The organism is Thioalkalivibrio sp. ALJ16, from assembly GCF_000377345.1.
In the GTDB taxonomy this organism is placed as follows: Bacteria; Pseudomonadota; Gammaproteobacteria; order Ectothiorhodospirales; family Ectothiorhodospiraceae; genus Thioalkalivibrio.
This window is the reverse complement of record NZ_KB898038.1, coordinates 45,565-58,417: the sequence shown is the minus strand read 5'-3', so window position 1 is coordinate 58,417 and position 12,853 is coordinate 45,565. Positions and strand designations below refer to the sequence as shown.

General features: G+C 67.7%; 12 protein-coding genes and 2 pseudogenes. 4 read left to right on the top strand and 10 right to left on the bottom strand.

Annotated elements, in window-relative coordinates; genetic code table 11:
- Positions 1-31 precede the first annotated feature (31 nt).
- Both D000_RS0102355 and D000_RS14270 read right to left on the bottom strand, forming a co-directional pair.
- Complete coding sequence (locus D000_RS0102355; protein ID WP_018871950.1) at positions 32-724, bottom strand: MOSC domain-containing protein; 693 nt, start codon at positions 722-724, stop codon at positions 32-34.
- A 72-nt stretch (positions 725-796) separates the two neighbouring features.
- Positions 797-940 (bottom strand): hypothetical protein, encoded by a 144-nt coding sequence (locus D000_RS14270; protein WP_018871949.1) that lies wholly within the window; start codon positions 938-940, stop codon positions 797-799.
- Positions 941-1,077: 137 nt separating this feature from the next.
- Between D000_RS14270 and D000_RS0102345 the strand changes: the two genes are divergently transcribed.
- A complete protein-coding gene (locus tag D000_RS0102345) occupies positions 1,078-2,217 on the top strand; it encodes a site-2 protease family protein (protein ID WP_018871948.1) in 1,140 nt (379 codons plus the stop codon).
- 22 nt (positions 2,218-2,239) lie between these two features.
- Here D000_RS0102345 and D000_RS0102340 read toward each other — a convergent pair whose 3' ends face one another.
- Together D000_RS0102340 and D000_RS0102335 are read right to left on the bottom strand one after the other, a co-directional pair.
- On the bottom strand, positions 2,240-3,871 hold the full coding sequence (locus tag D000_RS0102340) for a methyl-accepting chemotaxis protein (protein ID WP_018871947.1): 1,632 nt from the start codon (positions 3,869-3,871) through the stop codon (positions 2,240-2,242).
- A gap of 137 nt (positions 3,872-4,008) precedes the next feature.
- Positions 4,009-5,073: a triacylglycerol lipase gene (locus tag D000_RS0102335; protein WP_018871946.1), complete on the bottom strand. Its 1,065-nt coding sequence runs from the start codon at positions 5,071-5,073 to the stop codon at positions 4,009-4,011.
- 127 nt (positions 5,074-5,200) lie between these two features.
- On the opposite strand from D000_RS0102335, the gene D000_RS0102330 reads away from it, so the two are divergent.
- The gene (locus D000_RS0102330) at positions 5,201-5,899 is read left to right on the top strand and encodes a DUF4197 domain-containing protein (RefSeq protein ID WP_018871945.1); all 699 of its coding nucleotides are present in this window, start codon (positions 5,201-5,203) and stop codon (positions 5,897-5,899) included.
- On the opposite strand, the pseudogene D000_RS14340 reads toward D000_RS0102330, so the two are convergent.
- Positions 5,896-6,045: pseudogene (locus D000_RS14340) on the bottom strand (EAL domain-containing protein); the annotation flags it as partial. The gene D000_RS0102330 and the pseudogene D000_RS14340 sit on opposite strands and share 4 nt — an antisense overlap.
- Positions 6,046-6,145: 100 nt before the next feature.
- Between D000_RS14340 and D000_RS0102325 the strand changes: the two are divergent.
- A complete protein-coding gene (locus D000_RS0102325; protein ID WP_018871944.1) occupies positions 6,146-7,384 on the top strand; it encodes an HD-GYP domain-containing protein in 1,239 nt (412 codons plus the stop codon).
- Between the two features lie 48 nt (positions 7,385-7,432).
- Here the strand turns inward: D000_RS0102325 and D000_RS0102320 are convergent, their stop codons facing one another.
- On the bottom strand, positions 7,433-8,731 hold the full coding sequence (locus D000_RS0102320) for a PAS domain S-box protein (protein WP_018871943.1): 1,299 nt from the start codon (positions 8,729-8,731) through the stop codon (positions 7,433-7,435).
- A gap of 99 nt (positions 8,732-8,830) precedes the next feature.
- Between D000_RS0102320 and D000_RS0102315 the strand changes: the two genes are divergently transcribed.
- Entirely contained in the window at positions 8,831-9,724 is an 894-nt protein-coding gene (locus D000_RS0102315; RefSeq protein ID WP_026279705.1) for a hypothetical protein, read from the top strand.
- Positions 9,725-9,863: 139 nt separating this feature from the next.
- Here D000_RS0102315 and D000_RS0102310 read toward each other — a convergent pair whose 3' ends face one another.
- The 4 genes and pseudogenes from D000_RS0102310 to D000_RS0102295 all read right to left on the bottom strand — a co-directional run bounded on the left by D000_RS0102310 (position 9,864) and on the right by D000_RS0102295 (position 12,851).
- A complete protein-coding gene (locus tag D000_RS0102310; RefSeq protein WP_018871941.1) occupies positions 9,864-10,913 on the bottom strand; it encodes a phosphotransferase in 1,050 nt (349 codons plus the stop codon).
- A complete protein-coding gene (locus tag D000_RS0102305) occupies positions 10,910-11,194 on the bottom strand; it encodes an MliC family protein (RefSeq protein WP_026279704.1) in 285 nt (94 codons plus the stop codon). The genes D000_RS0102310 and D000_RS0102305 overlap by 4 nt, the downstream gene beginning before the upstream one ends.
- A gap of 262 nt (positions 11,195-11,456) precedes the next feature.
- A pseudogene (locus tag D000_RS0102300) lies at positions 11,457-11,714 on the bottom strand (EAL domain-containing protein); the annotation flags it as partial.
- 135 nt (positions 11,715-11,849) lie between these two features.
- Positions 11,850-12,851 carry a sensor domain-containing diguanylate cyclase gene (locus D000_RS0102295; protein ID WP_018871938.1) on the bottom strand — a complete coding sequence of 334 codons (1,002 nt, stop codon included), beginning with the start codon at positions 12,849-12,851 and terminating at the stop codon, positions 11,850-11,852.
- Between the last annotated feature and the right edge of the window lie 2 nt (positions 12,852-12,853).

Below are 12,853 nucleotides of genomic sequence, written 5' to 3'. Positions count from 1 at the left end.
GCGGGCGGGTGCAATAGAGGAAAGATTGGGGCTAAGTCGGGGGCGCGCCGGTCAGGCGTTGTTCGCCGCCGGCATCGGGCGCGCCGCGCAGGCGGCGCCGGGCCTTTTCCCGCCAGTTTTCGGCGAGGGTCGCGCAGTCGGCGAGCCGCTGCAGATGACCCCGGTGGGGCTGGCGATAGATGGCCGCCATCGCATCCGCGATGCTGGGGCTGTCGGGCGGGCGCTCGAGGTGCTCGATGGGGTCGCCCGCGGCCAGGTGGCCGGGCTCCAGTACGCGATAGAACCAGCCGCAGCGGCCGGACGTCTGGACCTCGCGCGCGAGCCCCGCAAGGTCGAAGCGCGCATCGAGCTTCCAGCACGGGGTACGGGGCTGGCTGACCTGCACCCGGGCGGTACCGACGCGGTAGATATCGCCGATGTGGACGTTGTGCTCGTCCATGCCGTGGCTGGCCAGGTTCTCGCCGAAGCCGGCCGGCGCGAAGCGGGCGGCGTGTTCGGGATACTGCGCGCGCCAGCCCGGGTAGCGGTCCAGGCTGTAGTGGAGCAGGGCGCGTTCCGGGCCGCCGTGGTTTTCCGGGTCCGCCTGCTCGTCACCGGCCAGGCCCAGTGGCCCGGCCGCGACCGGGCCGGCCACCGGCTGCTTGTTGATGGCGCTGGCGCGGCCCCGGGCGAAGCCCGCGGTCACGTGACCGATGTAGAGGCCGATAAGTCGGTTGGTGGTCATACGGGTGCAGTCCCGGGCGTGCGCGGAGCCTCGACGATACAACAGGTCCGCGCCCGCGTGGCGCCGTCTCGCTCAGCGCCCGTGCAGATAGAGGAGCCGCGCGATGAAGGCGATCCCCAGGATGATCCAGCCGATCGGATAGGGCAGGATGCCGGAGAAGAATGCGGTCAGGCTGGCGACGAGCAGGGTGCCGATGACAAGCAGGGGGATATCCATGCCCTTGAGAACGATCCCGGCGGCGGATGTTCCGCAAGCCCTGTGCGCCCGGACCGCGCCGGACGCCGCGCCATAAAACGGTCCACGCCGGCCCCGTTGGTGGTAGCCGGACACACGGGCCCGCAAGGAGTTGCTGCATGTTCAAGACCGTCCTGATTCTCGGTCATATCCGCGGGATTCGTATCCAGCTCCACATCAGCTGGGTGTTCATCCTGATCCTGCTGGTGGCCAGCATGAGCACGGGCTTTCACCACCGGTATCCGGAGTGGAGCCTGGCCATGGCGGCCGGCACAGCGCTGGTGACGGCCCTGCTGTTCTTTGCGTCCATCCTGGCGCATGAACTGGGGCACAGCATCGTGGCGCTGCGGCGCGGGGTGCCGGTGGAGTCCATCACGCTGTTCATCTTCGGCGGCGTGGCGCAGATGGAGCGGGACCCGGAGCGGGCCGAGGACGAATTCTGGATCGCTATCGCCGGGCCGGCGGTAAGCGTGGCGCTGGCGCTCGGTTTCGCCGCGCTCGCGCAGGCCACCGCGGGCGGGTACGAACCGATCCCGGTGGCGCTGGGCTGGCTCGCGCTGATCAACCTGATCGTGGCGATCTTCAACCTGATCCCCGGGTTTCCGCTGGATGGCGGGCGGGTGTTCCGCGCGGTGATCTGGAAGCTCACGGGCGATGCGCGCCGCGCCACCGAGGCGGCCGTCTGGGGCGGACGTGTGGTGGCGTTCCTGCTGTTCGCCTTCGCCTTCTGGAACCTCCTGGTGATTGGCAACCTGATCGGCGGGTTGTGGATGATGCTGATCGCCTGGTTCCTGCTGACCATGGCGGAGGGCCAGGGCCGGATGTTCGACATGCGGGAACGCCTGGCGGATGTGCGCGCACGGGACCTGGCCAGCCCGGATCCGCCCTGCGTGCGCCCGGAGACCACCATCGACGACTGGATTCACCGCGATGTGCTGCCGGGCGGGCGCCGGGCCTTTCTGGTGGGCACGCCGGAGCGGGTTCAGGGGCTGGTGAGCCTGAGCGACAGCCGCAAGCTGCCGCGCGAGCAGTGGGCCGCGCGCCGGGTCGACGAGATCATGACCCCGGTGGAGTCGCTGCGCCGGGTGGCGCCGGATACGAAGGCGGAAGACATCCTGCGCATCATGGGCGAGCGCAACCTCAACCAGATCCCGGTGATGGAGGCCTCCGGGCGTGCGATTGGCTGGATCGACCGCCAGCAACTGCTGCGCACCATCGAGATCCACATGGATCTGCAGCGGCAGGGAAGGGCGGGCTGATGCGCCCGCCCTTCCCTTTCGGTCAGGACACGCGGTAGCGCGAGGCGAGTTCGCGCACCCGGCTCGAGATGTCGGCGAGCTCGTGGCTTGCGGTGGCGGTCTGGTTGGCCCCCGACACCGTCTCGCTGGTGATCTCGTTGATGGTGGTGATGTTGCGGTTGATCTCTTCGGCCACGGCGTTCTGTTCTTCGGCCGAGCTGGCGATCTGGCTGGTCATGTCGCGGATCTGGGTGACCGCACTGACGATGGTTTCCAGCGCCTGGCCCGCACGCTCGGCATCGGTGGCGGTGCTTTCCGCCATCTCGCGACCGCGGGACATCGCGCTCACGGCCTGCTTGGTGCCTGCCTGCAGGGCCTCGATCATCGCCTGGATGTCGGAGGTGGAGTCCTGGGTGCGCGAGGCCAGGGTGCGCACCTCGTCGGCGACCACGGCAAACCCGCGCCCCTGTTCGCCGGCGCGGGCGGCCTCGATGGCCGCGTTCAGCGCGAGCAGGTTGGTCTGCTCGGCGATGCCTCGGATCACGTCCAGCACACTGCCGATCTGCTGACCCTGTTCGTCCAGCGTGTGAATGGTGTCGGCAATCTGGCCGACCTCGCCCGACAGCTTGCCAATGTCCTCGACCACGGACTGGACGACCTTGCTGCCCTCGCGTGATTCGTGATCGGCCTCCTGGCTGGACGAGGCGACATCGCTCGCATTGCGGGCCACCTCCTGCACGGTCGCGGTCATCTCGTTCATCGCGGTGGAGACCTGCTCGGTCTGGGAGCGCTGGCTGTCCAGGTTGGCGTTGGTCTGGGTGCTGACCGCGGAGAGTTCCTCGGCCGCGGAGGCCATCTGGTCGGTCATGCCGCGCAGTTCGCTGATGGAGGTCTCGAACTGGTCCAGCATCGCGTTCAGCGCGACCGCGGTCTTGCCGATCTCGTCGTCGTTGGCGGTGGCGACGCGCTTCGAGAGGTCGCGGTGTTCGGCGATCGCGGCCATCGTTTCGCGCATGCGCTGGATGGGCACGGCCACCGAGGCGTAGGTCCACCAGCCGGCACTCAGAACCAGCCCGAGGGCGAGCAGCACGACCACGGCAAAGATCACCAGCGAGCGGTCGTACAGGGCGCGAATGTCGCCGGCCTCCTGGCCGGCGACCTCGATCTGCAGATCCACCAGTTCGGTGATCTTGTCGCTGATCGGGTCGATGGTGTCGTACAGCGGGCCGTTGAAGTCCGAGAGCTGGCCCTCCACGTTGCCGGAAAGGGCGGCCAGGGCGGTTTCCAGGCGATCCAGATCGGCATTGGCCGCGCGAAACAGGCCGCGCGCCTCGTCCGCCAGTTGTTCCTCGCGCGGGGTCAGATCGGTCGCCAGATAGCTGGACCAGTGCGCGTCGATGTCGGCGCGCGCCTCGCGCACGCCCGCCAGGGCCTGCTCGGCCGACATCAGCCCGTTGTGGGCCTTGTTGACCGCGTCGATGACCTCCACGGCATAGTCGTCGGCGATGGTCTTCAACTGGCGTAGGGGGACCACGCGGTCGGCGTAGATCCGGTCCACCCCGGCGCCGATCTCGGACATGAAACGTACCGACAGGACGGAGATGACCATCAGCGCCAACAGGGGCAGGACGATGGTGATCAGGAGTTTGGTGCGAACGCTGAACTGGGTCTTCATGGAGCGAGTCCTTGCGGGTGAGTCCGCGGTATAGATTACACCTTCGAACTGGAGGGTTTTAAATCGTCAGTTCCGCTATCGGCGGGCGGGCCGGAAACTTGAACCGGTGACGATCGCTGCGTGGCGGCTGGGGCGGGTCAGTCGATGGCGGGGCGGGCGCGCCACTGGTCGAGGATGTCGAGGATCGGCTCGATCGCCGGGGGCGTGTCGGTCAGCGGGCCGGGTACCAGCAGGCCGCGGTGCGAGGCTTCCAGCAGCAGCGGCTCGGGGTGGGCGTCCAGCGTCAGCGAGTCCACGGGCACGACGCCATCGCCCAGCACGTCGTCGGTCTGGTCCCACCACTCGCGGATGCGTCCGGCGACGGCCTCAAGGTCGATCTGTTCGTCCAGGAAGGCCAGGCTGTCGCGCATCGCCGGGGTCGGTTCGGGCAGCTGGCCGCCGAGGATGCGGACCGGGATGCCCTCCGGCCAGGGGCGGGCGTTGAGATCGGCGAGGAAGGCACTGTCCGGACGCAGGTCGATCTTGGCCGCGCCGGTGCCGTCGCGCAGGCCGGCGAACAGCGAGAAGCGCTGTTCCTGGATGTCGGCCAGCCATTCGCGCACCTCCAGCCAGACCCGCAGGCGGGCCCAGTCGGAGCCCTGGTTGGGGGTGGCGACCAGGATCACGCCGTCCACGGCGCGACCGTGAACCCGGGCCTGGGCATCCACCGGGTGACGGTGGCGGGTGACGAAATCACGGATCACCAGCCCGCCCATGCTGTGGCCGATCAGGATCACCGGCTGGTCGCCCGGCAGCTTGTCCCAGTATTTCGCGAGCAGGTCGGCGCTGTGGTCGATGGCCTGGTCGTTGGGGTAGCGAAACTCCCAGGCGTTGATCCCGGCAGCATCCAGCGCCGGCGCCAGCGTGTCCCAGATGTCGCCCGGTTCGTCCAGGCCGTGCAGCAGCAGGACCTCGGGTGGCGCGCTCTCGGGGAAGACCTCCGAACGGGGCACGAAGCCCTGCAGCTCGTCCGGGAGCTGCATACCCTCGGGAAACCACTCGTGCAGCAGATCCTGCACCTCAAGGCGCAGTTCGCGCTCCTGCTCGGGGCTTTGTTCCGTCCAGCTCACCCAGGCGATCAGTGCCAGCAGGGGCAGGCCCAGGAGCAGTACCGCGCGCATCCAGCGTCGGCGGCGCGGCGGGGACGATCGGCCGTGGTTCATGCGATTACCTTCGGTGATGTGAATGCCGACGGCAAGGGGACCGAGCGTGGCTTGCGATGAACCCCGGGTGGCCGGAGTATGATGCCCGCACACCCGTTCCGGGTACGCCCAATCAAGGAGCATTGCGATGCGTCGTCTGGCGGTGGTTCCCCTGTTGCTGATGCTGGCCCTGCTGAGTGCCTGTGCCGGGCTCGACGTGCGCGACCTTGGTCTGGGCGGCAGCGGGGAGGAGGATCGCGCGGAGGAGGCGATCCGCGAGGCCTTGCGGATCGGGGTCGAGCGCACGGTGGAGCGAACCGGACGCGAGGACGGCTACTGGGGCAATGCCCTGATCCGTATCGGCCTGCCGCAGGAGGTGGAGTCGGTCGGGAATACCCTGCGGCGGGTCGGCTTTGCGCGCCAGGTGGAGGACCTCGAACGGCGGATGAACCGGGCCGCCGAACAGGCCGCGCGCGAGGCGGTGCCGGTCTTCGTCAGCGCGATCCGCGGCATGCGGCCGGATGATGTGTACGGGGTGTTGCGGGGCCCGGACGATGCCGCCACGCGGTACCTGCGTGGGGCCTCGGAGGCAACCCTGCGCGAGCGCTATGCGCCGATCGTGCGCGAACAGATGGAGCGCGCCGAGATCGATCGCGTGTACCAGCCATTGCGCGAGGCGGCGGCGCGCATTCCGGGCCTGTCGGCACTGGATGTGGACCTGGATCGCCATGTCACGGATCAGGCCCTGGACGGGTTGTTCACCATCCTGGCCGATGAGGAGCGCCGTATCCGTGAGGACCCGGCGGCACGCACCACACAGTTGCTGCGGGAATACTTCGGGCAGTAGTAAACCGCGTGGAGCCTGCCGGTGCGAGGCACGTCGCAGAGCACCAACGCCGGGATTTCCCCGGCCAGTAGCGGGCGGGCGAAGTAGTGGCCCTGGACGCAGTCGAATCGCAATTGGCGGCCGATCTCCAGTTGCTCCCGCGTCTCCCTAGCGGATTTGTTACGAGGGTTCGACCCGCGCAATAATCAGCGCGTCGGCGTTGCGTCCCGGCGTTCCTCTGCGACCCTTTACGACCCCGGGCTCCCGATGCTGAAGAAGATCCAGGTTGATCACGTCGTGTGCGGGATGTTTATCCGTGAACTGTGTGGGTCGTGGATGGAGCATCCGTTCTGGCGAACGCGTTTTCTGTTGGATAACCCGAAAGACCTCACCGCCCTGCGCGAAAGCAGTATCCGCGAGGTCTGGATCGATACCGACAAGGGTTGTGATGTAGAGGTCGCGAATTCTGTCATGACCTCGGCGGAACGGGATGCTGAGGTGCAGGCGTCGTTGCAGGCGGTATCGGATCCCGGGCGTGACAGGGGGCCCGTTTCCACGCAGGAGGAACTGGAGAGGGCCGCGATCATTTGCCGGAAGTCGCGCCAGGCCATGACGTCGATTTTTGGCGAGGCGCGGATGGGCCGCGCAGTGGATACCGAACTGGCGCGCAAGGTGGTCGAGGAGATCACCGACTCCGTAACCCGCAATTCCCGGGCGCTGGTCAGCCTTGCGCGGTTGAAGAACGCGGACGACTACACCTACATGCATTCGGTCGCGGTGTGCGCGTTGATGGTGGCGCTGGGGCGAGAACTGGGGCTGGAAGACACGGAACTGCTGGCGGCGGGAGAGGCGGGGTTGATGCACGACATCGGCAAGGCCGCGATGCCGCTGGAGGTGCTGAACAAGCCGGGCAAGCTGACCGCGGAAGAGTTTGCCGTGATGAAACGCCATCCGGCGGAGGGCCACCGAATCCTTCAGGCGGCCGCGGAAGCGCTCCATCCGGTGACCCTGGATGTCTGCCTGCACCACCACGAGAAGATGGACGGGTCGGGATACCCCGAGGGGCTGACCGGCGAGCAGATCACCCTGTACGCGAAGATGGGCGCGGTCTGCGATGTCTACGACGCGATCACGTCGAACCGACCGTACAAGGCGGGTTGGGATCCGGGCGAATCCATTCGCAAGATGGCCGAGTGGGCGGACGGCCACTTCGATCCCCGGGTGTTCCAGGCCTTCGTGAAGAGCCTGGGGATCTACCCCGTGGGTTCGCTCGTACGCATGGAATCCGGCCGCATCGGAGTGGTCGTCGATCAGTCCTCTGGCTCCTTGCTCAAGCCGGTCGTGAAGATCTTCTACTCCACCAGCTCGGGGTGCCGGATTCCCCCGAAGATCGTGGATCTCGCCGCGCCGCATCAGAAGGAGGCCATTGCTGCGCGCGAAGACCCCGCGGCATGGCCGTTCCCCGATCTCGATGAACTCTGGTCGGGTCTGCCGCAAGAGCGGTAGGCACGCGACAGCCGCCAGGCGTAGACGACCCGCGCAACCGGAAGGGCGTTACTGCCCGTCGCGGGGGATAGAGGCGACGGATTCGACCACGAGATTGGCGCCGTCGTGGATCTCGTCGACGATGCCCTGCATGGTCTGGACCTGGGCGTCGGCCTGTTCGGCGATCTCGCGCACGGTCTCGATGCGTTCGCCGATCTCGCGGGTGCGTTCCAGGTTGCCGTTGATCACCTCGGCGATGCGGGTGGTGGCCTCACTGGTGTTGGCGGCAAGCTTGCGCACCTCCTGGGCGACCACGGCAAAGCCGCGCCCCTGTTCGCCGGCACGGGCGGCCTCGATCGCGGCGTTCAGCGACAGCATCCGGGTGGTTTCGGCCACCGTGCGGATGGTCTCGATGATGGATTCGATGTTGCGGGCCTCGGCGTTCAGGCGTTCCACGGCCTCCTGGGTGCCGCTGACCTCGCTGCGGATCTGTTCGGTATGGCGGGCGTTCTGTTGCAGCGAATCCGCGCCGCGGCGGGCATGTTCCGCAGTCTTCTGCGCCATCTCGTGGGCGACGGCCGTCGCTTCGCGGGTCCGCTCGGCGGTATGCACGCTGGCGGTGATGTCCGTGGCGAACTTGATCACCTTCTCGACCCGTCCGTGTTCATCAAAGATCGGGTTGTAGGTGGCCTCCAGCCACAGCTCCTGACCGGACGCCGTGAGCCGGCGGAACTTGCCGCTCATCAACTGCCCGTGCGCCAGGCGCTCCCAGAAGTCCGGATGATCGCGGTAGAAGGCCTCGTCACAGAACATGCGGTGGTGCTGGCCGCGGATCGCGTCCAGATCATAGCCCACGGCCCTGAGGAAGTTGTCGTTCGCCTTGAGGATCACCCCGTCCGGGGTGAATTCGATTACGGCCATGGACCGGTCCAGCGCGGTAAACACCGCAGCCTGGTCGCGCAGTTGAGCCTGCCGTTCGGTCACGTCGTAGGCCAGTTTTGCCACCTTCTCCACCCGCCCATGGGCGTCGCGCACGGGAAAATAGGTGGCCTCGAGCCAGAGGGTATCGCCCGAGCGTGTCACCCGGGGGAAGGTGCCGGCGCGCGATTCCCCGTCCCCCAGGCGGCGCCAGAAGTCGCGGTACTCCAGCGAACGGGCGTACTCCGGGCTGCAGAACATCCGGTGGTGCTGCCCGATCACGTCCTCGCGGCTGTGGCCCACGGCCTGGAGGAAACGCTCGTTGGCGTCGAGGACCTGGCCGCGCGGGGTGAATTCGATGTAGGCGACCGCCTCGCGAATCGCATCGACGACGGGGTTGGCGGGCGCGTCGGCAGCGGCAGCGGCTCGGGACGGGAAGATGGATGTCATGGTGGACTCCGGACGGTGAGGGAACGACCTGCGTCATTGAAAATACTGTACAGGGAGTGTACAAGAAAAGTACAGCTATTTATGGCAAGGAGCGATGGCATGGGGCACTCAACACGTTTGGGAGGCTCGTGGGCGGTTCTGTGGCTTGGGCTGGCGGTGCTGCTGGCCGGCTGTGGCGGGACCTTTCCCCAGCCCGGTCCCGGCGCGACGTTCGAGGATGGACTGACGGCGGACGTTCTGTTCCAGCGCGCGCTCGCGGCGCACGGTGGGGATCTGCGCGCGTTCGACGGTGACCTGAACCAGGCGACCGATGGCGAATGGGGGCGCATGATCCAGCGCATCCAGCCACTGGTGGCCGACGCGGGCTACCGCGGGGTGGGGGAGGAGCGCTTCCGCCCCGCCGATGATCTGTACGCCCTCCACTACACCGGGCCGGAGGGCACCAAGAGCGTGTACCGCCATGGCGACGTATTTCGGGTGTACTACGACGGCGAGCGCAGCACGGATCCCGAGCGGATTCGTGCCAGCGCGATGACCACGGATGCCGGCGAGCTGTTTCATTACGGACCCAGCTTCGTGAAGCATCGGGCAACGGGGTTCGAGCGCCTGGAGGATCGGCGCGAGGGCGGGGTGCGCTATCGGCGCGTCCTGGCCACCCTCGAGCCGGGGTTTGGCGAGGCCGACCGGGACCAGGTCGTGATGTGGATGCATCCGGAGACGGATCTGATCTATCGCGTGCACATCACGCTGAACGGCTTTGGTCCGACCCAGGGCGCCCATGTGGACACGACCTTCCTGGAGTATGCCAAGGTCGAGGGCTTCATCCTGCCGACCCGCTTCGAGGAGCGGGTGCGGGGCCCGCTGCGTCTGTTCGTGCACGAGTGGTGGGTTACCGGGCGTGACAGCAACCGCGGCTGGTCAACCGACGATGTGCGCGGTCCCGGATTTTCCGGCGCGGCGGGCGCGGCCGCGGCCGACTCCCCCGCTCCGTGATAGGCGCCCGGGCGTGCCATAACTCACCGATGACGACCAAAACGAGCCGGAACAACACCGAATCGGCGAGTGAAGCGCCCGCCCCGGACGCGGAACCGGCAGGCACGACCGCGGCCTGGGGAAGCTGCTCGGCGGAACCCTACTGGCTGGAAGTGGCGGAGGAGCTGGGGATGGACCCCGGGATGGATTCTGGGCCCGTGCCGGACCCGCCTTCTTCCTGAATGCGGTGAATCACCCCGAGCGCCGTGCGCCGGCTGTAGTCGTGGATCTTCCAGTGGCCCGGCATCCAGCCGACCAGGAAGCGGTAGAAGTCGGCCTGGGCCACCGGGAATAGCGCGCGCCACTCGCGCTCGACGGCCCCGGCCGCGTCTCTCTTGCCTTCCGCGTGCAGGGCCTCGCCCAGCGCGGCGAAATAGACATCCAGCAGTTCGGCCTCCCAGGCCTCCTGTTCCCGTTCGTCCAGGCAGCTCCCGAGGAAATAGGCCACGTCGCGCATCCCGCAGCCACCGCCTGCGTACTGGAAATCGACGGCGGCGACCGCGTCGGCCCCGGGCGTGAAGCAGAAGTTCGCGACTTTGGCGTCGCCATGGACGAGGGTGCGGTGGTGGGCACTGGTCAGGGCGGCGTCCAGCGCGGGGGCCGCGGCGCGAATCGCCGGGTCCTCGATGGCGGCCCATTCGTCCGGGCGCGTGGCCAGGTGCCAGTAACTGCCCTCGGGCCACAACCCCTTCGGGGCCTGTCCCAAAAAGCGCGCGTGGAAGCGGGCCAGCCAGTGCAGGCAGTGCTGCGCCTCGGCGCGGGTCAGGTGTTCCTTGCGCCGCGCAAAGCCGGCGGCGTCGAGGTCTTCCAGCAGGAGCAGGTGCTCGTCGCCGATGGTCCTGGTGGCCAGGCAGTGGGGCACACGACTAACGGGGTTGCAGAGGCTGGCCCAGTCGCGATACCAGGCCATCTCCACCTGGTAGGAGCGAACCTTGCGCTGATGCGAGCGGTCGTTGCTCCAGCCCCGCGGATGATCCATCGCGTCGGGAAAGACCACGTGCTTGAGGATGACTGTCGGCCGGTCGGCCCCTTGCAGCCGGTAGCGGACGATCTCCCCGTAGCTGCTCCACAGGGTCTGGATCACCTGCTCGGGTTCCGCCTGGCGGGCACCGGTGGCCCGCCGGACAAAGTCCGTGGTGCGGGTGCTCATCGGCGCGGGGGCAGGGCGCGGCAGCTCCAGAACACGCCGGCCATCTCGAGCATGGCGGCATCGCCGCGGGTCCAGAAGGCGACGTCCCCGCCGGGACTGGCGTAGCGTTCGCCATAGGCCACCTCGGTGGCCTGCAGTCGTGCCCGCGCCCCGTTGAAGGCGAGTTCCACCCGGTCGTCCTCGAAGCTCGCGATCAGCTCGGGGCCGTAGGCGCAGATGTAGGGCACTTCGCGTGGCGCATCGACCGTGAGGGGGAACGCACTGCAGCCGGCCGCCAGCAGGGCCCCGGACAGTATGATGATGCCTGTGCGCACACGCGCGCCCGTCCTGGCAGGGCGCGAGCGCGGCATCATGGCCGCGCGGGCGTCGGGTTGGGTCGGCACGCAGAAGCGAGTCGAGCGCGCGGGCGTGCAGTCAGTGGCGTTTTCCGGGTGCATGAGACCGATGGTAGTGCCTGCGGTCGGGGCGTGCCGGACGTCCGCGCAGTCGGTGCGTGTGTTGCCGGAGCGCGGGTGTGCGGACCATTTTCCGAACCTGTGCGGTTCAGGCATGCTCGGCAGGCCGCGCCCACGGGATGTCCATGCCCTGTTCCAGCAGGGCCTCGCACTGGTCGGCGGGTTGCGGTTGGGCAAACAGGAACCCCTGCAGGGTGTGACAGCCGTTGTCCTGCAGGAAGGCCTTCTGGGCCTCCGTTTCCACCCCTTTGGCCACGGACTTGAGCCCCAGGTTGTCGGCCAGGTTGAGGATGGTGCGGGCGATCGCGGCGGCGCTGGTATCGAGATCGCTCGCAAAGCAGCGTTCTGCTGTGGGCGTCCGTTCCCCGCTCCTCGAGTCGCGCACCGTGCCTGGGGTGGCGCAAACGCGGGCCGCCGGCATGCGCGGCTGCCTGGCGGGATTCTCCCTGCGGCGGGGCTTTAGTGGGCGAGCGGCGTACGGCTACGCGGGTGGTGGTGTGGGGGCGATGGCCGTGCGGTCGCGGCCGCTGCGCTTGGCCTGGTACAGCGCGCGGTCGGCCACCTCCATGAGCCGGACGGGGGCATCGTCCATTGCGGGCACGACGCTGGCCACGCCGGCGCTGGCGGTGAGATGGGTGGCCAGCGGCGAACTGGCGTGCGGGATTGCGGCGTCACGGATGCGTCGCAGGCAGTCCGCAGCCAGATCATGGGCGGCATCGAGGTCGGTATCCGGCAGGAGGAGGACGAATTCCTCGCCCCCCAGTCGCGCCAGCAGGTCCTGCTCGCGCTGGGTGACCTCTCCCAGACAGGCCGCGATCTGCTGCAGACAGGCATCGCCGGCCGGATGGCCGTAGCGGTCGTTGTATTCCTTGAAGTGGTCGATATCGAGCATGATCAGGGCGAGCGAACGCTGGTCACGGCGGGAATGTGCCCACTCGCGTTCCAGCGCCAGGTCGAACTGGCGTCGATTGGCAATTCCGGTCAGGGCGTCATGGTAGGAAAGCGCTTCCAGCTCGCGTTGCAGGCGCAGTAGCTCTTCTTCCTGAAGCTTGCGTTCGCTGATGTCGAACATGAACCCAATCAGGGCCTCGACTTCGCCGTCCTTGCGCAGCACGTGGACAACGTCGCGGATCCATACGTAGTGGCCATCGCGGGTCAGTGCGCGATAGTCGGCTTCGTGGTCGATGCCCGACTGTGACTGTTTCACGCAGAAATTGACCACCGTTTCGCGGTCTTCCGGGTGCATGCGTTCCACCCAGTCGTCGATACTGACCCAGCTCTCGGGGGTCCAGCCCAGCAGGGCCTCGATCTGGGGGCCGATGTAGGCAAAGCGCATGGTGGCCCAGTCGATCTTCCAGGGGATAGCGCGGGTCGATTCGAGCAGGGTGCGGTAGAACGCGCTGTCGGGTTCGTCCCCGCCGGGGTTGCCAGTGTGCTGGTCCGATATGCCGGTGGTGGGCGGCAGGGTTGTGGGGTGGGTCATGG

What these genes read in the sequence shown, in the direction of transcription:
- D000_RS0102345 (WP_018871948.1), top strand. Translation starts at nt 1,078, where the DNA reads ATGTTCAAGACCGTCCTGATTCTCGGTCATATCCGCGGGATTCGTATC.
- D000_RS0102310 (WP_018871941.1), bottom strand. Translation starts at nt 10,913, where the DNA reads ATGAGCACCCGCACCACGGACTTTGTCCGGCGGGCCACCGGTGCCCGC.
- D000_RS0102355 (WP_018871950.1), bottom strand. Translation starts at nt 724, where the DNA reads ATGACCACCAACCGACTTATCGGCCTCTACATCGGTCACGTGACCGCG.
- D000_RS0102340 (WP_018871947.1), bottom strand. Translation starts at nt 3,871, where the DNA reads ATGAAGACCCAGTTCAGCGTTCGCACCAAACTCCTGATCACCATCGTC.
- D000_RS0102320 (WP_018871943.1), bottom strand. Translation starts at nt 8,731, where the DNA reads ATGACATCCATCTTCCCGTCCCGAGCCGCTGCCGCTGCCGACGCGCCC.
- D000_RS14270 (WP_018871949.1), bottom strand. Translation starts at nt 940, where the DNA reads ATGGATATCCCCCTGCTTGTCATCGGCACCCTGCTCGTCGCCAGCCTG.
- D000_RS0102325 (WP_018871944.1), top strand. Translation starts at nt 6,146, where the DNA reads ATGCTGAAGAAGATCCAGGTTGATCACGTCGTGTGCGGGATGTTTATC.
- D000_RS0102335 (WP_018871946.1), bottom strand. Translation starts at nt 5,073, where the DNA reads ATGAACCACGGCCGATCGTCCCCGCCGCGCCGCCGACGCTGGATGCGC.
- D000_RS0102315 (WP_026279705.1), top strand. Translation starts at nt 8,831, where the DNA reads ATGGGGCACTCAACACGTTTGGGAGGCTCGTGGGCGGTTCTGTGGCTT.
- D000_RS0102295 (WP_018871938.1), bottom strand. Translation starts at nt 12,851, where the DNA reads ATGACCCACCCCACAACCCTGCCGCCCACCACCGGCATATCGGACCAG.
- D000_RS0102330 (WP_018871945.1), top strand. Translation starts at nt 5,201, where the DNA reads ATGCGTCGTCTGGCGGTGGTTCCCCTGTTGCTGATGCTGGCCCTGCTG.